Source organism: Frankia sp. CeTa3Moorea (assembly GCF_978021225.1).
In genome coordinates, this window is sequence record NZ_CDXDOR010000007.1 from 23,742 (window position 1) to 49,055 (window position 25,314).

Here is a 25,314-nt window from a genome sequence, read left to right on the forward strand (position 1 = left end):
GGCGCCGGCCCGACAAAGGTGACGATCTACCGGGTCGTCCCGGTCGTCGAGACGCCGGGTGGCGCAGCCCGTGTGGGCCGAGTGGGGATGCGCCATTGACGGGCCTGGAGTTGAGCGGCCCACATTCGTGCGTACCGTCCGCTCGGGTCGGCGAGCAGATCGGCGTGCGTGCCGCGTTGAACGATCCGTCCGCCGTCGAGCACGATGATCTGGTTCGCGGCCGCGATGGTGGACAGGCGGTGGGCGATGACGAGTACGGTCTTGCCGGCTATCAGGGTGTCGATGGCCTGCTGGACCGCGACCTCGGATTCGGTGTCCAAGGCGGCGGTCGGTTCGTCGAGCAGGATAACCGGCGCGTCCTTGAGGATGGCCCGGGCAATGGAGATCCGCTGCCGCTCGCCGCCGGACAGCGTCGAGCCGATCTCGCCGATAAGGGTGTCGTAGCCGCGCGGGAGCCTGGTGATGAAGGTGTGCGCGTTGGCGGCACGCGCGGCGGCCTCAATGTCGGCGTCAGAGGCGTCGGGACGGCTCATCGCGATGTTGGCCCGGATGGTGTCGTCGAAGAGGTAGACGTCCTGGAAGACGATGGCGATGTGGCGCAGGAGCTCCGCCGGTTCCAGCGTGCGCACGTCGACTCCGCCCAGCCGCACGACGCCCGCCTGCGGATCGGCGAAGCGGCTGATCAGCTTGGTCACGGTGGTCTTGCCCGAACCGGATGGTCCGACCAGTGCGGTCAGGCTGCGCTCGGGCACGACCAGGTCGATGTCTTTCAGCGCGGGCGCGGCATGTCCGTCGTAGGAGAACGTGACCTCCTCGAAACGGACGTCGAATCCCGCCGGTTGTCGACCACCGGGCTTCACCGGCAGCGACGGGGTGTTCAGCACGTCCCCCAGCCGGCTCAGCGCGGCATCGGAGATCTCGAACAGTTTGGCCATCACCGACGCCATGCTCAGCGGCTCGGCGAACCGGGCCGCGGTCACGATGACGGCCACCAGCAGCGGCGCCGGCATCCGCGCGTCGAGAACCAGGGCTGCGCCGACGCTGACCAGCGCGACGAGCGCGATCTGGACCAGCAACTGGATGCCCGCCACCGGGACGGAGGCCGACCGGTTCGCCGTCGCCTGTGCCTCGTGCTGCCGCGCAAGTACGCCTGCCAGGCTCGGCGCATCGGCTCCGGCCTGCCCAGTGGCCTTGAAGACCGGCAGGCCCTGGACGTACTCCACAATCCGGCTCGAGGTGTCGGCGTCGGCTTCGTCGGCCGCCCGGAACCCGGCGCCCGAGCGCCGCTGTACAGCGCGCGCCAGGGGGACCGCTGCCGCCGTCGCCGCGGCGAGAACCCCGCCCAGCCGCCAGTCCAGGACCACCACGATCACGCCGAGCACCGCGGGGACGGTGATGATCTGTACGAACAGCGTGGACAGGGACGAGATCGCGGTGGCTGCGCTCACCACGTTGCCCCCGACGACGGTGGTCAGGTCACCGGCGGCGCGACGAGCCAGGTCCTGTTGTGGCATGGCTCGAAGCGTCGTGCCGAGCCGCAGCCTGAGGTCCTCGGTGACCAGGTGCCAGTAGTCGTAGGTGAAACTCATCTCGCGCACGCGCAACGCCGCCTCGGTGACCACCAGGGCGGCGAGCACGCCGGTCCACGCCCACGCCCGCTCCGTGCGCACCGGCGTCCGGCACAGTTCGGCGAGCAGCGGGATGAATACGACGTAGGCGCAGGACTGGACCGCGGTGGCCGCGAAGGAGATACGCAACGTCGCGCGGAACTGGTCGGCGTAGGGGCCCGCCGCCGTGAGCATCAGACGCAGGATCCGCCTCATCGGGCCCGCTCGGACTCTCGGGCGCCGGGAATGCTGGGAGTACCTGGAGTGCTGGGAGTACCGGTGAGGCCCCAGCTCATTGCCTGCTCGTGGTGGGCCCAGAGGCTGGCGTAGCGGCCCCCTGCCGCGACGAGGTCGGCGTGCCGCCCGCATTCGGCGACCCGCCCCCGGTCGAGCACCACGATCTGGTCGACGTCGACGACGGTGGCGAGCCGGTGGGCGATGACGAGCACGGTTCGTCCGCGGGTGAGCCGGATGATGGCGGCCTGGATCGCGGCCTCGTTTTCCGGGTCCGCGAAGGCGGTGGCTTCGTCGAGAACGACGATCGGCGCCCGGGACAGGATCGCTCGGGCGATGGTGATGCGCTGTCGTTGGCCGCCGGAGAGCTGTCCGCCGCGCTCCCCGACCTGAGTGTCGTAGCCGTCGGGCAACTCAGTGGTGATGAACTCGTGTGCGGCGGCGGCCTCGGCGGCGGCACGTACCTCGTCATCACTGGCTTCAGGCCGGGCCAGTCGGATGTTCTCGGCCACGGTGCCGGCCATCAGGAACGGTTCCTGGGACACCAGCGTGACGTGTCTCAAAAGTACCTCGCTGCGTAGCTGGCGGACGTCGACGCCGCCGACGCGGACCGAGCCGGACTCGACGTCGTAGAAGCGGGGGATCAGGCGGGCCACCGTGGATTTCCCGGACCCGGACGGTCCGACCAGGGCGCAGACCGTGCCCGCTGGAATGTCGATGTCGACGCCGTCCAGCGCCGGTTCGTCCCGGTCGGCCGAGTAGCGGAAACGGACCGCGGTGAGCGAGACGGCGGAGCCGACCGGTTCCCGCGGGCCGTCGGGCTCGGGCAGCGCCGATATCGCCAGGATGTCGGCGATCCGGAGCGCACCGGCCTTCGAGTCATTGATGTAATTCGCCAGGTGCATCAACGGTGCGATCGCCTCCACCGGCATCGTGCCGATCAGCAGGGCGACCACCAGCTCGGTGGCCGAGATCCAGCCCGCCGCCAGCATGGGAGTCCCGGCGGCCGCCACGATCAGCAAGGTCGGGAGCGGCACAATAAAAAGCCGGCTCAGGATACCTGAAACGCGGGTGGTGGCCATCCAGGCTGCGGTCGTTGCGGTGAAGGCCCGTACCGCCGCCGAAAACCGCCGGAACGACACCCGGCCGTCGTCGAACGTGCGCACCACCGGCATTCCCTGGACGAACTCGACCACGGCGGCGTTGACGTCCTCGTTCGCCTGGCTGTACCGCTCCCGCTGCGTGGCGTAGTCCCGGGTCAGCAACGACAGGCACACCATCGCGACCGGCACGATGACCAGCACGGCCAGCAGCAACCGCCACTGCACCACACCGAGCGCCACCAACGCGACGATCGGCGCGGTGACGCCGGGACCGATGAACGGAAGGGCGTCGGCGACCACGTTGTGCAGCGCCGCGACGTCGTCCTGCATGACCTTCTTGATCCGCCCGGAGCCCAGCCGCTGCACCTCGCCCAGCGGCATGCGCGCCAGCGCCGCGGCCAGCCGCCGGCGCAACGCGACCTCAAGCTCGTAGCTGGCCTGATGGGCTTCGTAGTCGGCCAGCCACCTGCCCGCGAACGACATCACCAGAGCCACCAGCGCGCCGCCGGCCCACCAGGTGACCTCGGTACCCGACGGGTGGCGGGAGAGAACCTCTCCTACCGCGAACGCCACGCACACGTACCCCGCCACTCCAGCAACACCACCGAGCATGCCGGACAGGGCGGCGCGGACCAGCCGTCCGCGGGCTGGCGGGCACAGCTTCACCAGGTCCACGACCTGCCGTAGCGCTCCCGGGGAGGCGCCGGCACTGGTACCAGTAGCAGTGCTGGTAGCGGTGCCGGTGCCGGTGCCGGTGCCGGTGCCGGTGCCGGCCAGGGTTCCGGTCGGTCTTCTCCGAAGCGTCATGCTCGGATCCTGGCAGAGGGCTCGGCAATCTCCCGGGCCTCCTGGACGGTTTCCCGGGCCTCCTGGACGGGAGGCCCCGCCCGCAATCCCACCGCCCGGCGGTGGCCGGTCTGATCAGGCCCGGCCGGTACGACGTGCGGCGCAACACTGCTCAGCTTTTCACAGGTCTCCTCGTACTCCCGCGGCGGCTGGGAGGCCGCGACGACGCCCGCGCCAGCGCGCAGCCAGGCCCGGCCGTCGCGTTGGTAGACGGCCCGCAGGACCAGCGCCGCGTCCAGCGCGCCGTCCGACCCGGCCATCAGCACCGCCCCCGCGTACAGGCCGCGCGGCACCTCCTCCAGAGCGGCGATCAGGCGGTAGGCCGCCGGTTTGGGGATGCCGGATGCGGTCACGGACGGGAACACCGCGGCGAGCGCATCCCAGGCCCCCCGCTGCGGCGGCAGAAGCGTGTCCACCCGGGACGCCAGGTGCTGCACGCTGCCGCGCGCCTTCACCGTCAGGAAGTCGCTGACCCGGGTCGATCCCGGCTGCCCCACGCGGTCCAGTTCGTCGAAGGCGAGCTTCACCGAGATCGCGTGCTCGAACACCTCCTTGGCGTCGCCCAGCAGCGCTGTGCGTAGCGCACGGTCGGCGGCCGGGTCGCCGGTACGGGCGCGGGTGCCGGCCAGCGGCTGGGTCGAGGCCGCGCGATGGGCGTCGACCTCGACAACGGTCTCCGGGCTGAATCCCGTGGCCTGCCAGCCACCGAGGTCGAGCAGGAAGGACCGAGCGGGGGTGTTCCGGGAACGGCCCCCCAGGTAGGTGGCACACAGGTCGACCTGGAACGGGATGGGGACCGCGCGGGACAGGATGACTTTCTGCAGATCTCCCTGCCGGATCCGCTCGACCGCGTGCGCGACGCCGTCCAGGTAGGACTGGCGCCCGACGCGGATGTCAATCGAGGCCGGGGGCCGCCGGATTCGCGCCACGGGTTCACGGACCAGGGTCCGCACGGCCTCGAGCACGGCCTCGTCGACGCTACGGATCAGCACCCGGTGGTCCGCCACCTGCACTTCGACACCTGGCACGATCAAGTGCGCCAACGGCTCGGACGGCTGCCGCTGGGCGCCGCCAGGCCACTGGGCGGCGAGTTCGAAGCAGGCCCAGCCGTAGGCGTTCCAGCCAGCGACGGGCGAACGTCCCAGCGCGGCCCGCACCGCCTGCCATGGCGTGCCCGCCCAGGGCTCGACGACCTCCCGGCCGGCGAACCGGCTACGTACCCTAAGCGGGTCCACGAGCACCTCGTACAGCGGATTCCCACCGACATACCACCGCCGGTCCCGCTCGTACACCACGTAGTTCGCGAGCACGCCGGAGGCGGTCAGATCCGCGATCACGGTGAGCGGGTCTACCGGCCCGTCGACGAAGGCCTCTCGATAACAGTCCACGACGGGTCTCCTCAGGATGAGCGGGGAAGGCTGACACCGGTACCCGAGTGGCGCCAGGTCTGCAGCGGCGCGGCAATGTGCTCGGCCACCTGGCGGACGTGGGGCGGGTTCATGCAGCTGAAGTGGTTGCCCTCGACGTCGGTCACGTTGAACTCGCCGAGGCAGATCTCCCGCCAGAAGGCCAGCGTCTCCTCGTCCATTCCGGGCGCGAATCCCGATGCCCCGCGGGGGCGCAGGAAACGGATGTCGCCCGCATAGACAGTGGGTCGGAAGCGGGCCGCGAGGAAGCTCTGCCGGAACACCCGGAACATCCCGGACACCAGCTCCGGCACCATCTCCTGGCCGCCAAGCGCGGAGGCGGCCCGGGCGTAGCGGGTGAACCGGTCGTCCTGGCTGTGCCCGCCGAGCCGCCGGAAAAAGTCCGCAATCCCGTCCAGCTGCGGATCTCCGCCGACCGTCGCCAACGAGCCCGCGGGAACCCGTCCGCCGTTGTCGTCAATCACCTTCATGAAGGCATGGATCGCGGCGTCGGCGTCGACGGGACCGAAGCCGATCTGTTCCAGCGAGATGTTCAGGTTGGGAACGAAGAGCGTCTCGATCATCAGGTCCTCGTCGACGTCGACCAGGACCGGGTGGCTGCTGGTCAGGACGAGGTCGACCACCTCGATGCCGCGTTCGTCCAGGCGGCGGGCCACCTCGATGGCGTAGAGGCCGCCGAGGCAGTAGCCGATCAGCTGAAGGCTGCGGTATCCCCGCGCGAGGAGACACTCGGCGTAGTCGTCGGCCAGCCGTTCGACGACCTCCGCCGGGTCGAGTGCGCAGTACACGTCGGTGTCGTCGATGACGATCCCGATCACCGGGCCGAGGTCCTGGGCGACCAGTTCCTTCGCCAGCGGCCGGAAGCACTCCATGGTGCCCAGGCCGGCGTGGAACATCACCCGTGCCGGCCCGTCGCTCGCCAGGTCGAACGGGACGAGCACCGCGTTGCTGGCGTAGGTCCGCCGACCGCCGGGTTGGCCATCAACGCCAGGTTGGCCATCAACGCCAGGTTGGCCATCAACGCCAGGTTGGCCGTCAACGCCAGGTTGGCCGTCAACGGCGGCCCGCCGCGCCCGCGCCCGCAGGAAGCGCGCGAGCGCGGCGATCGTGGGTTCGTTGAGCATGTGCCGCAGGATCGCGTCGAAGGGGACGGCAGCGGCTTCGGGCACTTCCTCGCGCAGGCGGCCGGCCATCCGCGCCATGATCAGCGAGTCGGCGCCCCGGTCGAAGAAGCTCTCGCGGCGACCGATCCGCTCGATGGCGAGCGCTCCCGCCCACAGGCCGGCGAGCGTGGCCTCGAATGCGTCGGCGGGCTCGTCGACCACGGCCGGAGGCGAGGCGGCCCTCGACGTCGGCCGCCACCCCTGCACCCGGCGCCTGTCGATCTTGCCGTTGTCGGTGAGCGGGAGCGCGTCGACGACCTGGAGCTGCGATGGGAGCATGTGTTCGGGCAGCCGGGTGGCGAGGAACCGGCGCAGCTCGTCCTGGGTCACTGGCACCCGGTCGGTCTTCATCCGGGCCGCGAACAGGTGCACCTGCTGCGGGGCCAGGCCGTGGTCGTCCTCGGGCAGGCACAGCACCCGCTCGGCGCCGGCCCGCTCCAGCAGGCCGATCCACTGGTCCCGGTCCAGATAAGACGGTCCCGCGGTGCGGACCTGGTCTTCGGGCGGGGTCATCATGAACGCCTGCGATGCCAGGATCCAGGGGTGCTCACGGGTCGGCTCGGTGATGACCAGCCAGCCTCCCGCGGCCACCACCTCGGTCAGGCCGGTCAGCGCCGCGGAGATGTCCCGGGCGTTCTCCAGCACGCCGGCAGCGAGCACCACGTCGAAGGCGTTGGGTGCGATGCCCTGGGCGCGGTAGTCGGTGTCCACGTCGAACACGCCGAACCGGATCCCGGGGTACCCGCCGAACCGGGTGCGGGCCTCGGGCAGGAAGAACGGCGACACATCGGTGAACAGGTACTCGACGTCGAACCCGGCCAGCACGTCGAGGACGCCTTCGGTGGTGCCCCCGGTACCCGCACCCACCTCCAGCACGCGCAGCGGCCGGTTGGCCTCGTCCGATGGCCGGCCGGTGGAGCCTTCGGCGGCGATGCGGTGGAGTACCGTGCTCACCGCCCGGTTGAGGTAGCGGGCCATGGCGTTGCCGCGGTAGAGGGAGTGCGCGGTGTCGAACCGTCCGTCCGGGAACAGCAGCGCGACCGGGTCCTGCCGTCCGGTCAGCAGCTCGGGCAGGGCCTCGGCGTTGCGCCGCAGATAGCTGACGAACTCGGCGGAGGCCAGTCCGGTCCACGCGGTCTGCGCGTCATGCCAGCGCAGGCTCACCGTGTCCTTGTCGACGTCCTCGTTGACGTCCTCGTCGACGAGGCGCCGGCAGGTGAACCGGCCGCTGGCCGGATCTACCTCCAGGTAGCCGGCCCGGGCCAGCACGTCGAGCCACCGCCGCAGCAGCCAGTGGTGGCGGGGATCGACCTCCCCCGCCGGCCGAGTGCCGACGAGCAAGAGTAGACGGAAACGTCCGCAGTGCAGGGGTTTCCGCGTCGCGGACAAGTGATCGCGAGAGCTGCCGAGTGGCGAAAAGCGGGACCGGTGTCCGCACCATGTCCGCACCAGAATGATCAAAACTGGCAGTTCTGATCGCGAGGCCGCGCCCGGGACTCTTATCACGCTCGGTCATCTTCGGGGGCGTCGGGAGCCGACACACTCCCCCGGCGTCCCTACCAGCGTGACCAGCCACCGGACGCGGCGATCCGCCACTGGTCAACAACGAAACCTTCGCCGAGGTCGGACAGTTCCACGCGAGGCCTGACCGGACTGCAACGGCCACGTCGTCGCATGGCCGGTAGGAGGGGCACAAGGGCCGACCAGGGGACGGCCGGCCGAGCGACGACGTGCGTCAACAACAGTGACGTCAGAATTCCTCTGGGACATCGATCTCGTGGATCGTGGCGTCGCCGGGACGGGGGTCACGCCCCAGGACGAGCCGACGATGGTCCCGGCCATGCGCGACGCAGGTAGGTAGCCGCAGGTCATCGTCCACAAATGATCGGTCGCCGGGCAGAGGACTGTCATGTGGCACGGAGCCGAACGGCTGGTCTCGATCAGCCGTAGCCGGGCCGGTTGCTGTACTTCCGTGCTGTACCGTCGGTGCCCCTGTGTGGTGCGACGGCCCGACCCACGCGGGGGCGGGTGGCCGTCCGACGCACCCGCCGAGCACGGCATGATTGGACCACTGCCATCACGACGAAGGATCCCATCCGCCTGTGATCACACAGACCGACCTTGAGTCGCGGTTGTGGGCTGCGGCCAACGCACTCCGCGGCCCCGTCGACGCGGCCGACTACAAGACCTACGTGTTCCCGATGCTGTTCTGGAAGTGGATCAGTGACGCGTGGGACTACGAACACAGGCTGGCGGTCAAGGAGTATGGCGGGGAGCTGACCGACGAGATCGAAGCCGACTTCCACCGCTTCGAGCTCCCGAAGAACACCCGCTGGTCGGTGGTCACCAAGACCCAGGTCAACCTCGGCGACGCTGTCGCGAGGGCGTTCCAGCGCATCGAGCAGGCCAACCCTAGGGCCCTTGCCCGGATCTTCGGCGACGCGTCTTGGGGCAATGAGGAGCGGCTGCCGCCCTCGGCGCTCCGCGGGCTGGTGAAGGCGTTCGACGACATCCCGCTCGACCCGTCCACGGTGAGCCACGACCTGCTCGGCGCCGGCTATGAGTACCTGCTCAAGAAGTTTGCCGACGTCTCCGGCCAGAAGGCCGGAGAGTTCTTCACCCCGCGTGAGGTGGTCAACCTCTTGGTCGCCATCCTGCGACCCGAGCCCGGCGAGTCGATCTACGATCCGGCCTGCGGCTCCGGCGGCATGCTGGTGGCCACCATCAACCAGGTGCGCGAGTTCGGCCAGGACCACCGCACCCTGCGTCTATACGGCCAGGAGGTCAACCTGACCACCTCGGCGATCGCGAAGATGAACCTCTTCCTCCACGAGATCGAGGACTTCGAGATCAAGCGCGGCGACACCCTGCGCAAGCCGCTCTTCAAGGAGCCCTCGGGCGCGCTGACCCAGTTCGACGTGGTCATCGCCAATCCCCCGTTCTCCAAGGATGGCTGGGGCGCCGACCAGTGGGCCTCCGATCCTCGTGCCGTCGGCGGCGTACCGCCGGCGAAGAACGGCGACTTCGCCTTCGTCCAGCACATGGTCGCCTCGATGAGGCCCGGCACCGGCCGCGTCGGTGTCGTCATGCCTCACGGCGTCCTCTTCCGCAGCAGCGCCGAGGCCAAGATCCGTCAGTCCCTGATCGAGCGCGACCTCCTCGAAGCCGTCGTCGGCCTCCCGCCGAACCTCTTCTACTCCACGACGATCCCGGCCTGTATCCTGGTCTTCCGCCACCAGAAGCCCGCCGACCGCAAGGACAAGGTCGTCTTCATCGACGGCTCCGAACGGTTCGCCAAGGGCAAGAACCAGAACACCATGTCGCACGACGACGTCAAAGTGCTCACCGAGGCGTACCGCGCCGGCCTCGCCCTCGACGGCCCCGACCTCAGCGCGTACGTCAACGTCGCCGACTTCGACGAGATCAAGGCCAACGGATTCGACCTCAACATCGGCCGCTACATCACCAAGACCGCCGAGGAGGCCGTCGACCTCGGCACTGCGCTGGTCGCGTATGCCGACGCCCGCGAGCAGCGGATCGCCGCCGAGGCAGCCATGTTCGAGCGGCTTGCCGCCGCTGGGATCGACCTGACTGCCTTCGGGGTGACGGATGGATGAGTCGCCGATGGTTCGTCTCGGTGACGTGACCCGTCAGATCCAGGATCAGGTCTCCGTCGAGGTCGACAGGTCCTACCCGCTGCTCGGCGTCAAGTGGTACGCCGAAGGGCCGTTCCTCCGCGAGACTGTCACGCACGAGACGTCGAAGGCGACGAGGTTCTACCGAGTCTCCGCAGGACAGTTTATCTACAACCGGCTCTTCGCTTGGAAGGGATCGTTCGGGCTGGTCGGCGACGACCTGGACGGCTCGTACGTCTCGAACGAGTTCCCCCTATTCGAGTGCGACCGCAAGCGACTGCTTCCCGAGTTCCTCATGCTGCACTTCCGCCAGCCCGGAGTCTGGGACTACATCGAGCGCGTCAGCACAGGCACCACGGCGAGCCGGAACCGTTGGAAGGATGCCCAGTTCAACGACTACTCCATCGCTCTGCCACCGCTGGCGGCGCAGCGCCGGATCGTCAACATCGTCGCGTCGATCGACCAGATGGCCATCAACCTCACTGCCGAGGCTTCTGCTGCTGGTACCCTTCTCGACATCTCCATCACCGAGGTGTTGGCAACTCTCCCGCATTCCAAGACGATGAGTGAGATCGCCAAGACGCGATCAGGGCCGTCCTATGCGGCGAGCGACGTGTCAGATTCTCCGACCGCCGACTCCGTTCCGGCAATCGGCATCCCCAACACCAGACCTGACGGCTCGATCGACCTGAGCACCGTGGGGCACGTCAGCGGACTGCCCGACTCCGTCTGGAAGGTCGACGAGACGAGCCTGATCCTCATCCGCACAAACGGGAATCGCGGCCGGATCGGCAACGTGTACCTCCCTCCGCAGGAAGCACATGGGCATGTGGTGAGCGCCTTCCAATTTCTTATGACGGTGTTCGACCCTGCCGACCGCGAGTACGTCTACTGGGCCCTCCGAGACTCGCGTATGCAGGCCGCAATGAGCGACGCCGCATCCGGTACCACCGGCCTCGGGAACCTTGCCGCGAGGTGGCTCAACAACGCTCAGATTCCATGGGCTGAGGACCCGGAGACGCGGCGAAACGCGGTGACCACGCTCCGCCATCAGCAAGCCGCTCTGACGGCGTCGCGCGATGAGTTGCGCGCTCTCACCACCTATCGCTCGGCGCTTGTCACCGCACTCCTCAATCAAGAGCTCAAGATCCCGGCGGCGTATGACCGGTTCTTGGAGGAGGTCGCGTAGACCATGGGCTGGAGCGAGGCTTCGACGATCCAAGCGGCTCTACTGGAGTGGGCGCAGGACGCCGGGTGGGAACACATACCCGGCGCCGATCTGCCGCGTGATGAGCATGAGGTCATAGTCGAGTGGTGGGTACGCGAGGCGCTGCTCCAGCACAATCCGGATCTGGTCGACGACGAGGAGTCGACTGGCATGGTAATCGCCGAGGTCAACCGGGTACTCCTGGACGCGACGAATGGCCTGGTCGCGACGAACGAGGCGTTGACGGTGATCCTGCGGGGGCAGCAGCCGTTCGTGACGGTGGCTGGGAAGCACGTGCCGCGGAGGTTCATCGACTTCGACGACCTGGAGGCCAACCGGCTCGTCGTGGCCGATGAGGTGACGATCAAGGGCGGGCGCGAGGCGCGGCGGTTCGACGTCGTCTACTACGTCAACGGGTTCCCGCTCGTGGTGGTGGAGACGAAGACGCCGGTGAAGCAGACGGTGTCGTGGTTCAACGCGGCGAAGGACATCCATGACGTCTACGAGGTGGAGTATCCGCAGTTCTTCGCGCCGAACGTGTTCAACGTGGCGACCGAGGGACTTGAGTTACGGATGGCGCCGGTGCGGGCCGAGCCGGATCCGGAGAGCGAGTTCTGGGCGCCGTGGGGTGAGACCGCTGGTGACCCGAACCTGTCCGGGCCGGCGCGTGTCGAACGGGATGCCCGGACGCTGCTGACGCCGGGGATGGTGCTGGCGATCCTGCGGGACTTCGCGATGTACCGGCATGCCCGGGATGCCTCGGAGCAGGATGTGAAGTTGCTGCCTCGCTATCCGCAGGTCGAGGCCGCGGTCGCGATCCATGACAAGGTGCTCGCCGGTTCCAGGAACGCCCAGGGTGGCGGCGGGCTGGTGTGGCATCACCAGGGGTCGGGCAAGACCGAGCTGATGGCGTTCACCGCCTCGCGGCTGCTGCGCGATGAGCGGGTCGGGGTGCCGACGGTGATTGTGATCGCGGACCGTAAGGACCTGGTGCGGCAGACCGCGGAGATGTTCCGTACCGCCGGGATGCCGGCGCTTGAGGTGCCGAAGACCAAGCAGTCGTTGTGGACAGTGCTGAAGAAGGCCGGGCCGCGGGTGGTGGTGACCACGCCGCACAAGTTCGCCGAGGCCGGTCTCCTCACCGACCGGTCCAACATCATCGTGCTTGTCGACGAGGCGCACCGTTCCCAGGAGGGCAAGCTCGGTGACGCGTGGCGGGAGGCGGTGCCGAACGCGACGTTCTTCGGGATGACCGGCACCGCGGTCAAAGCCGGTGAGCGGGACACGTTCAAGCTCTTTGGTAACCCCGAGGATCCCGATCTGGTGCTGTCGCGGTACACGATGGAGCACTCGATCGCCGACGGGTTCACCAAGCCCGTCATCGTCGAAGGCCGGTCGGTGAAGTTCGAGCTGAGCAAGGAGCAGCTCGATGAGGCGTTCGAGGAGCTCGCCGACGACGAAGGGCTCGACGACGAGGCCAAGGAGTTCCTCTCCGGCAAGGCCAGCCATATCGCCACCATCCTGAAGAATCCCGAGCGGGTCGCCTCGGTCTGCGGCGACATCGTCGACCACTACCTCACCTACGTGGCTCCGCTCGGGCAGAAGGCTCAGGTCGTGGCGTACAACCAGGAGCTGGTGGTGGCGTACGCGGCCGCGATCCAGGCCGAACTGAAACGCCGCGCCGCGGCGATGACGATGCCGGACGGGTCCAGTGTCGCGCGTGAGGTCGGCGTGGTGATGCATGTGGAAAACTCCAAGAGCACCCCGTCGGGGTACAGGAAGTACCTGCTCTCCGACGAGGCCGAGGAAGGGCTCAAGCGGCGCTTCAAGAAGGTCGACGACCCGCTCTCGTTCGTGGTCGTCACCGCGAAGTGGATGACCGGGTTCAACGCGCCGATCGAGGGCGTGCTCTACCTCGACAAGCCGCTCAAGGCGGCCAACCTGTTCCAGACCATCACCCGGCCCAACCGGCCGTGGAAGAACCCGCTGACCGGGCAACGCAAGGAATACGGCCGGGTCGTCGACTACATCGGGCTGGCCAAGGCCATCGGCGACGCGCTGCTTGGCCCCAAGGCGAAGGACGGGACTGAGCCCGAGAAGCCGACCGTGCACGACATGGCCAGCCTGGTCGGGCGGTTCATGACCGACATGACCGTGCTCACCTCGCTCTTCGACGGGATCGACACGCGTGATGCGTCGTTCACCGCGTTGGCCGAGGCGCATGAGCGGATCCCGGCCGACAGCGAGGCGCGGACCACGTTCGTGGAGACGTTCACCGCGGTGCAGCGGATCTGGGAGTTCCTCGATCCCAACCCGATGCTGGCGCCGTTCCAGGGCACGTATCTGTGGCTGGCGAAGCTGTACATGTCGATCCAGCCCAAGGGACTCGACAAGGGACTGCTGTGGGCCAAGCTCGGCGCGAAGACCGAGGCGCTGATCCACGCCCACATGGGTGACATCTCGGTGAAGCCGCTGGCTTCTCGGAACGTCACCCTGGACGCGGCCGGGATCGCGCTGATCAAGAAGATCGCCCAGTCGCTCCAGGTACCGCTGTCCGTGCCCGACCCGAAAGCTCCCGGGCAGATCGTGGAGGAGATCCTCGACTCCATCGAGGCCCGGCTCAAGCGCCGTCTCGGCCAGGACACCGACTCCGCAGGCTACAAGAGCTTGGCCGAGCGGATCGAGAAGCTGCGGCTGCGCGCCATCTCCTCGGTCGAGGAGTCGCTGCAGTTCCTGGAGGACGCGCTCCAGGTCGCCCGCGACGTCGTCGCTGCCGATCGCGCGGCCGAGGAAGGCACGCTCGCCGACGGCGAGCGTCTCTACGACCCGAAGATCGGAGCACTCACACAGATCGTCGAGCAGAACACCCCTGCCGGTCTGCACAAGATCGTGCCCGACATCGTCGACCGGATCGATCGGATCGTCCTTGAGGTCTCCTACACCGGCTGGACCAGCTCCGACCGCGGCGACCGGGAGGTGCGCAAGGCCATCCGCTCCACACTCAAGGACTTCAGCCTGCCGGTCACTGGCGTGCTCTTCGACAAGACCTACGACTACGTGAAGAAGAACTACTGACGGGCTGACGAGTCGGAGATTTGAGGTCAGACCGGCGGGTTGGCCGGCGGCGCCATCGCCGTCAGATCCCGCCCACCAGAGTAAACGGACTTTATGGTAGCGGAGGGTGCGCTGGTAGGCGCCGGAAAGGTGTTGAGAGCCGTGGTCCGAGTGGAAAACCGCTCCGGATTCCAGTCGGGTCCCGGCCATGGTGAACGCGTCAATGATCAGTTCGGTGCGCATGTGGTCTGCCATCGACCCTCCGATGACTTTCCGGGAGTAGCAGTCGATCTCGACTTTCGTGGTTATGCGGCGTCGGTTTCCCAGGCCAGGCGAAGGGTATGGATGTCGGCTGTTCGGGGTGTGGTCTGATATTTGGTGGTGATGAGGACGCGGCGGAGCTTGGTGGCTCTCCGCAGTAGACCAGAAGTTGTAGTTGTCTGACTAAGTGGTTAGGGCTGGAAGTTCCTCGGGGGTACGCCGACACACGGAGAAGACACCCGAGAAAGGGAAGGTCGGGCAATGCTGCCGGACTGCACACCGTGGCCGGATGACGTCAGCGAGGCGTACCGGCGAGCCGGTTACTGGCGAGGCGAGTCACTTGGTGCTCTGCTGCGCGCCTCGGCGACCGCCCACCCGCTGCGCACCGCGCTGGTATCGGGCCGGGACAGGTACAGCTACCTGGATCTCGACACCAGGGCGGACCGGCTGGCGGCCGGGCTGCTGCGCCTCGGCCTCCACCGCGGGGAACGGGTGGTCGTGCAGCTACCCAACGTCGCGGACTTCGCCGTGCTGTGCTTCGCGCTGTTCCGCCTCGGCGCGCTGCCGGTGTTCGCGCTGCCCGCGCACCGGGACAGCGAGATCGGCTACCTGTGCGAGCTGACCGAGGCAGCCGCGTATGTGATCCCCGACCGGGTTGCCGGCTACGACTACCGGCCGCTGGCCCGCAGGATGCTGCGCCGTGCGCCCGCCTTGCGGGAGGTGCTTGTGCTGGGTGAGGCCGAGGAGTTCACTGCGCTGTCCGATCTCTCGGACGAGCCTTGTGCACTGCCCGAGGCCCGCGCGGACGAGGTCGCGCTGTTCCTGCTCTCCGGCGGGACGACCGGCACCCCGAAGCTCATCCCCCGCACCCACGACGACTACGCCTACAATCTGCGGGCCAGCGCCGAACGGTGCCGCTTCGGCCCGGCCACGGTCTACCTCGCGGCCCTGCCGGTAGCCCACAATTTCCCGTTGGCCTGCCCCGGCATCCTCGGCACTCTCTACGCCGGCGGGGCCGTCGTGTTCGCCGCGACCCCGAGCCCCGATGAAACCTTCCCGCTGATCGAACGGGAACGGGTGACCGCAACGGCACTGGTTCCCGCGCTCGCCCTGCTCTGGGCGGACGCCCGCGAATGGATGAAGGACGAAGACCTGTCAAGCCTACGGCTGCTCCAGGTCGGCGGCGCGAAGCTCGGTGCCGAAGGTGCCCGGCGCGTCCGGTCGAGGCTCGGCGCTCCGCTGCAACAGGTCTTCGGGATGGCCGAGGGTCTGCTTACCTACACCGGCGTCGACGACCCCCCGGATCTCGCCGATGGCACCGAGGGACGACCGCTGTCGCCGGCCGACGAACTGCGCATCGTCAACGAGGAGGGCAATCACGTCGCCGATGGCGCGGTCGGTGAACTGCTCGTGCGCGGGCCCTACACGATCCGCGGCTACTACCGGGCGCCCGAACACAACGCCCGAGCCTTCACGCCCGACGGCTACTACCGTTCCGGCGATCTCGTACGCCGCCTGCCCGGCGGCCACCTGGTTGTGGAGGGCCGGCTCAAGGACGTGATCAACCGGGCCGGAGACAAGGTCTCCGCGGAGGAGGTCGAAGACCACCTGCGCGCCCACCCTGGTGTCGCGGGCGTCGCCATCGTGCCCGTCGCCGACGCCGCGCTGGGGGAACGCTCCTGCGCCTGCATCATCGCATCCGGTCAACCGCCGCGGCTGAGCGAGCTCACGGCCTTCCTGCGCGACCGGGGACTCGCCGCGTACAAGCTGCCCGACCAGCTCCAGGTCGTCGACGCGTTCCCGCTGACCCCGGTCGGGAAGATCAACAAACGTGCTCTCGCCGCACTGATTCCCGATGCGACAACCGTTGCCAGTACCGATAGCGATTGTTGAGATACACACAGGCACGACCCATGAATAAATGCTAATGTATGCACGTGGCTGACGCGATCTCACCGGACGCCCTGGAGGCGGCCAGCGGGCTGCTGCGCGCGCTAGCCTCCCCGGTGCGGCTCGCCATGATCGCCGAGTTGGCGGACGGTCCGCGCTGCGTCCACGAGATCGTCGCCGCAGTCGGGGTCAGTCAGCCGCTGGTCTCCCAGCACCTTCGGGTCCTGCGGGGAGCGGGCCTGGTGGCATCGGCGCGCCGAGGACGCGAGATTGCCTACCGGCTGACCGACGACCACGTCGCGCACATCGTGCGCGACGCCCTCACCCACGTACAGGAGGAAACCCCATGACCACGACCACCCACCTGCCCCACCACACCGCCGAGGAGCACGCCCACGCCGAGGGCTGCGGGCACGTGGCGGTCCCGCACGCCGACCACGTCGACTACGTCCACGACGGGCATCTGCACCGCGTGCACGAGGACCACGCCGACGACTGCGAACCCGCCGGCCACAGCGAGCACGCCGAGCATGCGCACCACCACGCGGCGGGATGTGGGCACGTCGCCGTTCCGCACCACGACCACGTCGACTACGTCCACGACGGCCACCGGCACGCCGCCCACGACGGTCACTGGGACGAACACTGAGGTCACTGAAACAAACGCTGAGCAGATCCCGGTCCCTCGACACCTCTGGCAGGGTGGCGCTCATGACGACAGTCAGGCGCTGCGCCCGGCGGAGGGACCGGGCTACTCCGGGTAGTCGGCTGGGACGGCGGCTGACGCCGTCCCATCTTCGCCTTCGCCGAGCAGGCGCCGGCCCTGCAGGGTGAACAGCAGGGCGAAGGAGGGACCGGCGAGGAGCACAGTGGCGATGAAGAACACGACGATCAGCGCGACGAGGGTGGCGTGCGGCCCGCCCGCGTTGGTCAGGGTCACCCCGGTACCGGGCAGCAGCACCGGATACTGGGCCACGCCCCATCCCCACACGACGGCGGCGACCCCGAACGCGACGATGATGAAGACCGAGGTCGGTCTTCGCGCCAGCGGCAGCCACCCGCTCGGCCGGCCGGCTCGTGCTGACACCCTTGTAGTCGGGACGCGGCATCCCGCACACCACCCCGTCGACCAGGACGAGGTAGCCCGTCTTGGTCCGCTCTAGCTCGTAGCCGGCATCCGGCGCCATGGCCGCGATGGTGGCCACCGCTTCGTCCAACGGCGACAGGTCGCGCTCCGGTTTGCGTCGCCGCGCTCCGGTTCTCGGCGTCCGGTCTAGTAGCATGCAGGACACTAGAATGATCGAGAATTCCGGCGAGCGTGAGGGGCCGCGAGTCAGCCGTCGGATGCCTGGAAGAACCCGCCAGTGCGACCGATCCGCGTCGTGTTCTCAGGCGGCGCGGACTCCCTCCGCCCGGCACTGATCTAAGAGCGCGGAATTGCGGAAGTGTGGGACAGCAGCGACGTCCCGCCCGTTCTCGCAGAGCCGAACGCGGACGACGAGAACGGCCGCGGGCTGCTGCTGGTCGACGCGCTCAGTCTGCGATGGTCCTGCTACCGCCCACGGACCGGCGGCAAGGTGGTGTGGGCTCAGCTTGCGGCAGGGACGCCCCCGGCGCATCGGCATGTCCGAACCGGCGGATCTGCGATGCCGACGCGGTCACCGGTCCTTGGACCGGCCGCCGCCTATCCCGCGCTATGCGGCCGAATGGCCGGCAGGCGTCACCCAGACTGCACCCAGACGGCACCCGTCGACTCTGCGGGTACGGTGATCCACGCCGGTCCGATCCCTATGAACGGAATCGTGCCCCGGGCAGCGACCCTCTCCACATCCCGCGACGCCAAATCATGGAAGGGTTGGCTAAAGAACCGCTTGTTCCAGCAGGTACGTACAGCGGCGGAAGAGTGGTCCGTCGTGGTGGATCGTCGTGGTGGACCGTCGCCACGATTGTTACTTCAACCGGAATGCCCGGGTAGTGGACAAGGCCGGGTCGCCGGGCCGAAGCCGCAGCTCCCCGAGCTCCGGTAACAGGACTGCTGCCGCGACCGTGCGCTCCCGCCGAATGTCGCCATTGCCGGGCACCCGGATGGGTGGGGCGGACAGCAACGCGAGGTGCTCCTCGGGCTCCTTCCCAAGAGTGGCGAGCGCCGCCGTGGCAGCCTCGAGCCGGCGGACGGAGGAGTTGCGGGCGAACACGTTGATCTCGTCGTGGGGAACGAAGTCGGGATGGAGGAAGTGGTTGGTGTGGACGGTCTGCGGCGCTTGCACGGTCCGTAGCTCGTCACCGAGGATCTCCACCCAGACCGCCTGGGTGGCATCGCAGAGAGTCAGCGACCGGGAGCTGGCCAGCCGCAGGCCGCGGAGGACGTCGAGTGCTTCCTCGACGCTCGCCGCTGTGTCGAGCAGGTGCCGGATCGCCAGGTACGGGGGCAGACCTGCCCGCCAGTCGCCACCCAGGACGAGGTTGAGCCCGACCGCGAGGCCGCGGCTGTTGAGGCCGAGGTACCCGAGCAGGCCACCGAAGCTCAGCACGAGCGAGCGGCCGATCGGCGAGGCCAGGTCGAGGACGGCGATCTGGTCTTCGAGGTCGCCGTTGAGGTCGACGGTCTGGGCGAGCAGCGGGCCGACGACCCGCGCGTAGGTGGTGCAGTCACCCGAGGTGGGGATCTTGGTGTAGCCGAGGATCTCGCGTCGAAGCTGGAGCAGCCAGGCCTCGTCCTCGTCCAGGCCCGCGCCGGACGCGAGCCCGGCGACCTCGGCCGCGAGCCGCGGTGTGGCGTGCTCGATCTCCGTACGGTACCGGGCGATCGTCGGACGGAGCCCGTCCAGCGTCACCGGGTCGGGCAGCAGCCGGCCGAGCCGGCAGACGTGGTCGTCCACGAACGACCGCAGCCGCCCCGCCAACGCCGCCCCGTGGGCCTTGCCCAGCTCCGACGGTTCCCCGTCCGCTCTGACCAGGACGGTCACGGGCGCACCTTCGGGTGCTCGGCGAGCGTCTTCTTCACGATCGGCCATTCCTCGGCCAGCACGCTGTAGTAGATCGCGTCGCGGCGGCGCCCGTCCGGCATGGGGTTGTAGCTGCGCAGCACCCCCTCCTCAACGGCGCCGATGTTGCGCAGGCCGCGCCGGGCCTGGGTGTTCAACACATCGGTCTTGAACTCCACCCGCAGCGCGCCCAGGCGCTCGAAGGCGTGCTCCAGCAGCAGGAACTTGGCCCACCGGTTGATCCCCGTGCCGCGGAAGTCACGGCCGAGCCACGACCAGCCGATCTCCAGCCGAGAGTCCGGCTCGGACAGGTTGCCATAGCTCATGCCGCCCGCGACCCGGCCGGTGCGCTTGTCGGTGACGACGAAGACACATCGCCGGCCGGCCCGATGGTCGGCGAGAGCGCCGTCGAAGAATGCCTCGAAGTCGGCGTCGGATGCCACTCGGGAGACGAAGTACCGCCAGATGCCCGGGTCGAAGGCGATCGCCCGCAGCGCTTCCCGGTCGGCCTCGGTGACGGGTGCGAGGCGGACGTGGTCGTTGTCCAGGACGGCCGGGCCGTCCGTGCGCCAGGCCACCGGTCAGGCCCCCGCTGGAGCGTGCCGGGACAGGATTTCCACACAGTCACGCAGGGTATGCATCCCGGCCAGATCGTCCTCGGTGAAATGGGCCATGTCGATGCCCGTGTCCCTGCACAGCGAGGTCAGGAACAGGACCTTGTTCAGCGAGGTCAGCCCGTAGGTACCGGTGAGGGCGGCAGCGGGCTCCAGGTCCTCGGGGGCGATGTCGATGGTCAGCACCGCGGCCAGGTTCTCCCGGACGGCGGTCTCGATGTCAGGCAGCACGGAGTCAGGCAGCATGGAGTCCCTTCCTCGGGTCGCCGAGCTGGCGCAGGTACACCGCTCGGATCTGCTTCCGCTTGGGTTTGTACTGAGATGTGAGCAGACCGTTGTCGATGCTGAACGGCTCGTCGGCCACCACGGCCCGGTGGATGTACTGGTCACCGCCGAGCGCCCGGTTGGTGGCCGCGAGCTGTGCGGAGATGGCGGCGGTGTCCGCCGGCACCGACGCCGGCGAGACGACCGCCACCAGCTCGGTCTGGGCCGGGCAGTAGAGCACGCACTCCGCGATGGCCGGGCTGGCCTTCAGGTGCTCCTCGATCTGCCTGACGATGATCTTCTTACCGTTGTCCAACACGATCGTGTCGTCGGCACGACCGAGAACGAACAGGAAGCCGTCGGCGTCGAGGTATCCGAGGTCACCGGTGCGCACGGTGCCGTCGGGGCCGAAGACCCGCTCGGAGTCGCCGGGCTCGCAGTAGGCGTACCGCCCGTTCACCGGGTACTCGGCACGGACGCTGATCACCCCGTCATCGTCGATGAGCACCTGCTTGCCCGGCAGCACCCGGCCTACGCTGCCCTCCCGGTGCGCGCCCGGGTGGTTCTTGGCCACGATGCACGTCTCGTTGAGGCCGTAGCCCTCGTAGATCGGCAGACCGAGCCGGTTGAAGAACGCGAGGGTGGCGGGATCGGCGGGCGCCGAGCCCGTCCAGAGGTAGCGGATGCGGTCGCCGAACAGGTCGCGGGCCACGTCGGCGAGGTCCCGGCCGGTGCGCTGGGCGCGGCGCTCGATCTGGCTGCGGGCACCTTCGAAGAAGCCGGGCACGCCCATGACGACGGTCGGCCGTACCTGGGTGAGTGCGACAAACGCCGCCTCGTAGGTGCAGACCGTGACGTCGTGGCCGTGCAGCAGCGCCGAATACACCCAGTAGCGCTGCTGAAGCAACGACAGCGGCAGGAACACCAGCAGATTGTCGCCGGGGCCGTGGCCGAACATGCCCTGGACGGCGTCCAGCGAGCTGTCGATGCTGCCGACGGTGGCGCCCAGGCCCTTGGGCGTGCCGGTGCTTCCCGAGGTGAACTTGATCGTGGTGACCTCGTCGGGGGCGTACCTGACCGGCGGCCGGGGCATGTCGGGCAGGTCGTCGGGCAGGTCGCCGGGCAGATCGTCGAGCAGCGCCGCGAGCTGCTCGACACCGGGCTCGCCGGACGGCCGGTCGGTGAACAGGAGGGAGAGGCCGTAGCGGTCCATGAGTTCGCGGGTGGGCGCGAACTTGCCCGGTTCCAGGCCGGCGGTCTCGACCTTGAGCCGCAGGGCGGCCAGGTCGAGCACCACCCACTCGAGGCTGTTGGCGGCGAGGATGCCGATCCGGTCGCCCGCACCGAGGCCGCGGGCGCGCAGCCTGGCCGCGACCAGGCCGGACAGTCGCCAGACCTCGGCGAGCGGGACCTCGCGGGTGCCGGCCAGCCTGGTGATGTACAGCGTCCCGCGGTCCGGGGTGGACGCCAGGAGTTTGTTGATCATGGCAGGCTCCTGCTGGTCGGGCGGAAGAACGTGGTGTGGGCGAGGGTGACCTTGCTGCCCGGCGGGATCAGCTCGACCGTGCTGGGCCACTGGTCGGGCGCCGGCTGGCCGAGGGCTTCGGCCAGCCGGACGGCGAAGCGCGGCATGACCGGCGCGGCGCCGTGCGCGAGCAGTGCGGCGGCGGCCAGCTCCAGTGCGGTGGCCGTGCGCACCTCGTCCGGCATGCCGCCGGCCCGCGCCAGCACGCGTTCCCGGCGGCTGAACCGGAGCGCGTCGGCCACCAGGGCGTCCAGTTCGGCGGCGGCCTGGTTGAGCGAGAACCCGCCGGGCCGCAGGCTGGCGGTGAGCGCCCCGAGCCGGGCAGCGAGCTGGCTGAGGAACCCGGCGTGCTCAGGGGTCCAGTTGCCGGCGTCGGGAGCCACCCCGCCGTAGTGGTCGGCCACGTGCTGGCCGAGGTCGTTCAGCCAGGCCTGCCAGGTACCGATCAGGGTGGTCGCGAGCGTGTGCTCGTAGGCGCCGGACTCGAAGTTCGTTCGCTCCGCCTCGGGGCGGCTGCGGGCGAGGAAGTAGCGCACGGCGTCCACGCTGCCGGCGTCGAGGATCTGCTTGCCCCAGATGGCGTGCCGGCGGCCGGTGGAGAACTTCAGGCCGTCGTAGAGGAAGAACTCGTTGACGTGGTAGTCGATGTCCGGCGTCCAGCCGGGCAGGGCGAGCTGGTAGAGCACCGGGTAGAGAATCGCGTGGTAAAAGCTGTTGTCGTAGCCGAAAAAGTGGACGATCTTCCAGTCGTCGGTCGGCTCGGCAGCCACCCAGTCCCGGCCGAGGCGCTCGCCGAGCTTCTGGATGCCGTGCAGGAAGCCGAAGGCCATCTCCGGCCATGCCCAGATCACCTGGCCGGCGCCGTTCGCCTCGTGCGGGGTGATGCCCCAGTCGCTGGGGTGGCTGACCGGGATGTCGACCCGCTCCCGGCGGAACAGTCGTGCGGCGAGCTCCCGTAGCCGGGCCGGGACGCGGCCCCGGCGGTGATGGTCGAGCACCGTGTCGGCGTGCTCATGCAGCGGCAGCACGTAGCGGCGGGCCGTGCCGGCAGTGGGTGCCTCGCCGGAGGGTCTGGCGACCGGATCAGCCAGGTCGACCACGGTGTTCGGCTCGCCGCACTCCTCGCAGATGTTGCCGCCGGTGACCTCACCGCAGCCGGGGCAGCCGCCGCGGACATCGACCTCGTAGAGGTATTGGCCGGTTTTCGGGTCGAACAGCGCGGGGCCGTCGCTCGGGGCGATCGCGCCGGAGTCGACCAGCCTGGTGAAGAAGTCCTTCAGCGCGGGGACGTAGCTGGGGTCGGCGTTCGTGACGGTGTACTGGTCGAGCGGGATGTCCATCAGTCGCAGGGTTTCCGCGATCTCGGCGCTGTAGTGCGCGGCTGTTTCGGCATTCGACCTGCCTTCCCGACGAGCGCAGTCGACCACGTAGGACTGGAAGTCGTCGCTGCCGGTCAGGTGCCAGATGTTGGCGCCGTTCATCCGTTGGAACCGGACGTAGGCGTCGGCACCCAGGTACGGGCCGGAGAGGTGGCCGAGGTGAAGGTCGCCGTTGGGGGTGGGCGGCGTCGAGAAGACGAACACCGGGCGGTCGCCGTGCTCACTGGTCACCGGGGTGGCCGAGGACACCGCGCGGGCGCCGTCGCGCCAGTACTGGGTGAGGAAGACCAGATCCTGATCCCCGGTGTTCTCCACGACGTGGGCCTCGAACGGCTCGAACAGGACGACGGTGCCCGGCGCGACCGGGTGGCGTCCGGAGCCCACGACGAACTCGCCGCGGCCGGCAACGATGACGATCAGCTCGGTTTCGTCGTGCCGGTGGTGCGCCGAGGCGACGCCCGGTGCGACCCGGCCCCAGGCGGCGCCGGTGCCCAGCCCGTCGACCGAGACCATGTCGATCCCGAATGCTTCGGAGAGTGCGGCGGCGCCAAAGCGATCGATGATCATGCGGTGTCCTTCTCGTCGAGCAGGTCGGCGGCTGCCGCGGCGATCGCGGGGGCCAGCCGGTAGCCGGAACCGCCCGCCGCGCCGGCGAACAGCACCCGGCCGTCGGCGGTGACCGGGCGCACGATCGGCGTACGGTCGGGGCTGTAGGCGTCGCAGAACACGCGGCCGGAGACACAGTACGGGCTGAGCTTCGGGGCGTAGCGCTCCAGGATCGCCCGGCCGCGGTCGAGGTCGTCGGCGGACAGCCCCCCGGTCAGCGCGTCCGGGGTGACGTCCCAGTCGGGTGAGGTGTAGCTGAACAGCCAGTGGCCGCGGTGGGCCAGCGGTAGCAGGAACGCGTCCTCGTCGTGGAAGACGGTCGTGCGGTCGTGCGGGGTGGCGGGTCGTTCGATGTGCAGGGCGACCACTTTCTTGATCCGGACGCCGAGCGGGGCAAGCAGCTCCGGCCAGGCCAGCCAGGGACCCGGCGCCAGCACGACGCGGCCGGCGGTGAGCCGGGCACCGGTGCTCAGCGTGAGGACGACGCCGTCCGGTGCGGACCCCACGGCGGTGACCGCGGTGCCCTCCCGGAACGCTGCGCGGCCGCGGAGCCGAGCGGCCAGGAGTTGGGTGAGCGCGCCGACGTCGGCGTAGTGGGCGCCGTCGCCGTCCCAGCCCTGGCCGGCCGGGCGCAGCCGCGCTTCGGGGAGGTAGTGCTCCCGGACGGCGGCTTCGTCGGTGCTGACCACGGTCAGGCCCACCGGGTGGATCGGCACCTGTGGGTCTCGCCGGCGCAGGTCCTCGTACCAGCGATGGCTGTAGGCGGCCAGCGCCCGCACCCGTGGGGTGGCACCGCGCGGGAAGTGCAGGCCGGCGGAGAACCGGGACACTCCGCCGCCAACCAGTCCCCTGTCGATCACCGTCACCCGCCGGTGGGGCGCGCGGGCCAGCGCCTCGGTGGCCACCAGGCAGCCGACCACTCCGGCACCGACCACCACGACGTCGGCGCCCACATAATCGGGCGCCCTTTGGCCCAGGATCGTCCCGGAAAGAGGGGCCTCCGGGCGTGCAGCTTCGCCATAATCGCACGCCCTTTGGCCCAGGATCGTCCCGGAAAAAGGGGCCTCCGGGCGTGCAGCTTCGCCATAATCGCACGCCCTTTGGCCCAGGATCGTCCCGGAAAAAGGGGCCTCCGGGCGTGCAGCTTCGCCATAATCGCACGCCCTTTGGCCCATTAGCGGGCCCCTGTCTTGGGTGACCACTCGACGAACGCCGGGTCCTGTCCCCTGCTCCGGACGCCGCGGATCCGGTCGACGATCCGCTGGCTGCGCCAGGCGGTGAGGCTGAGGTTCGGGTCGGCGAGGCCGCGCTGCGTGCGGACCGCATTCTGCAGGAACAGGTTCCGGTCGGCCGGGCCGTCCCAGTTGGCGGCGAAGTCGGCGTCCACCTGATACTCGTCGTCCTCCCGCGCCAGGCGCTGCTCCAGGGGGGCCAGGAAGTCCATCCGGGCCGGCTGGAACCCGGTGGCCCAGATAATCACTTCGGCCTCGAAGATCTCCAGGCCGCCGGCCAGGT

At 69.1% G+C, this 25,314-nt stretch carries 17 protein-coding genes and 2 pseudogenes; 6 read left to right on the forward strand and 13 right to left on the reverse strand.

Annotated elements, in window-relative coordinates; all coding sequences use genetic code 11:
- Window positions 1-26: 26 nt before the first annotated feature.
- The 4 genes from AC08OV_RS02740 to AC08OV_RS02755 are packed head-to-tail and all read right to left on the reverse strand — an operon-like array spanning window position 27 to window position 7,721.
- The gene (locus AC08OV_RS02740) at window positions 27-1,823 is read right to left on the reverse strand and encodes an ABC transporter ATP-binding protein (RefSeq protein ID WP_476619257.1); all 1,797 of its coding nucleotides are present in this window, start codon (window positions 1,821-1,823) and stop codon (window positions 27-29) included.
- Window positions 1,820-3,751, reverse strand: a complete 1,932-nt coding sequence (locus tag AC08OV_RS02745; RefSeq protein WP_476619258.1) for an ABC transporter ATP-binding protein — start codon at window positions 3,749-3,751, stop codon at window positions 1,820-1,822. Before AC08OV_RS02745 ends, AC08OV_RS02740 begins: the two co-directional genes overlap by 4 nt.
- Window positions 3,748-5,178, reverse strand: a complete 1,431-nt coding sequence (locus AC08OV_RS02750; RefSeq protein WP_476612401.1) for a salicylate synthase — start codon at window positions 5,176-5,178, stop codon at window positions 3,748-3,750. Before AC08OV_RS02750 ends, AC08OV_RS02745 begins: the two co-directional genes overlap by 4 nt.
- 11 nt (window positions 5,179-5,189) lie before the next feature.
- Entirely contained in the window at window positions 5,190-7,721 is a 2,532-nt protein-coding gene (locus tag AC08OV_RS02755) for a thioesterase domain-containing protein (RefSeq protein WP_476612400.1), read from the reverse strand.
- 761 nt (window positions 7,722-8,482) lie between these two features.
- On the opposite strand from AC08OV_RS02755, the gene AC08OV_RS02760 reads away from it, so the two are divergent.
- The 3 genes from AC08OV_RS02760 to AC08OV_RS02770 are packed head-to-tail and all read left to right on the forward strand — an operon-like array spanning window position 8,483 to window position 14,297.
- Window positions 8,483-9,997 carry a type I restriction-modification system subunit M gene (locus AC08OV_RS02760; protein WP_476612399.1) on the forward strand — a complete coding sequence of 505 codons (1,515 nt, stop codon included), beginning with the start codon at window positions 8,483-8,485 and terminating at the stop codon, window positions 9,995-9,997.
- Between the two features lie 7 nt (window positions 9,998-10,004).
- Window positions 10,005-11,204: a restriction endonuclease subunit S gene (locus tag AC08OV_RS02765; protein ID WP_476612398.1), complete on the forward strand. Its 1,200-nt coding sequence runs from the start codon at window positions 10,005-10,007 to the stop codon at window positions 11,202-11,204.
- A gap of 3 nt (window positions 11,205-11,207) precedes the next feature.
- Window positions 11,208-14,297 (forward strand): type I restriction endonuclease subunit R, encoded by a 3,090-nt coding sequence (locus tag AC08OV_RS02770; RefSeq protein WP_476612397.1) that lies wholly within the window; start codon window positions 11,208-11,210, stop codon window positions 14,295-14,297.
- 84 nt (window positions 14,298-14,381) lie between these two features.
- Here the strand turns inward: AC08OV_RS02770 and AC08OV_RS02775 are convergent.
- Window positions 14,382-14,651, reverse strand: a pseudogene (locus AC08OV_RS02775) (DDE-type integrase/transposase/recombinase); the annotation flags it as partial.
- Between the two features lie 147 nt (window positions 14,652-14,798).
- Here AC08OV_RS02775 and AC08OV_RS02780 point away from each other — a divergent pair.
- The 3 genes from AC08OV_RS02780 to AC08OV_RS02790 are packed head-to-tail and all read left to right on the forward strand — an operon-like array spanning window position 14,799 to window position 17,076.
- A complete protein-coding gene (locus AC08OV_RS02780; protein ID WP_476612396.1) occupies window positions 14,799-16,430 on the forward strand; it encodes a (2,3-dihydroxybenzoyl)adenylate synthase in 1,632 nt (543 codons plus the stop codon).
- Between the two features lie 38 nt (window positions 16,431-16,468).
- Window positions 16,469-16,777 carry an ArsR/SmtB family transcription factor gene (locus AC08OV_RS02785; protein ID WP_476612395.1) on the forward strand — a complete coding sequence of 103 codons (309 nt, stop codon included), beginning with the start codon at window positions 16,469-16,471 and terminating at the stop codon, window positions 16,775-16,777.
- On the forward strand, window positions 16,774-17,076 hold the full coding sequence (locus AC08OV_RS02790; protein WP_476612394.1) for a hypothetical protein: 303 nt from the start codon (window positions 16,774-16,776) through the stop codon (window positions 17,074-17,076). The genes AC08OV_RS02785 and AC08OV_RS02790 overlap by 4 nt, the downstream gene beginning before the upstream one ends.
- A gap of 102 nt (window positions 17,077-17,178) precedes the next feature.
- On the opposite strand, the gene AC08OV_RS02795 is transcribed toward AC08OV_RS02790, so the two are convergent.
- The 8 genes and pseudogenes from AC08OV_RS02795 to AC08OV_RS02830 form a co-directional block, all read right to left on the reverse strand.
- Window positions 17,179-17,514, reverse strand: a complete 336-nt coding sequence (locus AC08OV_RS02795; RefSeq protein WP_476612393.1) for a hypothetical protein — start codon at window positions 17,512-17,514, stop codon at window positions 17,179-17,181.
- Between the two features lie 862 nt (window positions 17,515-18,376).
- Entirely contained in the window at window positions 18,377-19,393 is a 1,017-nt protein-coding gene (locus tag AC08OV_RS02800) for a C45 family autoproteolytic acyltransferase/hydolase (protein ID WP_476612392.1), read from the reverse strand.
- Window positions 19,390-19,989, reverse strand: a complete 600-nt coding sequence (locus tag AC08OV_RS02805) for a GNAT family N-acetyltransferase (RefSeq protein WP_476612391.1) — start codon at window positions 19,987-19,989, stop codon at window positions 19,390-19,392. The genes AC08OV_RS02800 and AC08OV_RS02805 overlap by 4 nt, the downstream gene beginning before the upstream one ends.
- A gap of 3 nt (window positions 19,990-19,992) precedes the next feature.
- Window positions 19,993-20,271 (reverse strand): acyl carrier protein, encoded by a 279-nt coding sequence (locus AC08OV_RS02810; protein WP_476609196.1) that lies wholly within the window; start codon window positions 20,269-20,271, stop codon window positions 19,993-19,995.
- Window positions 20,261-21,775: an AMP-binding protein gene (locus AC08OV_RS02815; protein ID WP_476612390.1), complete on the reverse strand. Its 1,515-nt coding sequence runs from the start codon at window positions 21,773-21,775 to the stop codon at window positions 20,261-20,263. The genes AC08OV_RS02810 and AC08OV_RS02815 overlap by 11 nt, the downstream gene beginning before the upstream one ends.
- Window positions 21,772-23,760 carry a class I tRNA ligase family protein gene (locus tag AC08OV_RS02820; RefSeq protein WP_476612389.1) on the reverse strand — a complete coding sequence of 663 codons (1,989 nt, stop codon included), beginning with the start codon at window positions 23,758-23,760 and terminating at the stop codon, window positions 21,772-21,774. The genes AC08OV_RS02815 and AC08OV_RS02820 overlap by 4 nt, the downstream gene beginning before the upstream one ends.
- Window positions 23,757-24,752, reverse strand: coding sequence for an NAD(P)/FAD-dependent oxidoreductase (locus AC08OV_RS02825; RefSeq protein WP_476612388.1), 996 nt, complete (start codon window positions 24,750-24,752; stop codon window positions 23,757-23,759). Before AC08OV_RS02825 ends, AC08OV_RS02820 begins: the two co-directional genes overlap by 4 nt.
- A gap of 221 nt (window positions 24,753-24,973) precedes the next feature.
- Window positions 24,974-25,314: pseudogene (locus AC08OV_RS02830) on the reverse strand (L-lysine 6-monooxygenase); the annotation flags it as partial.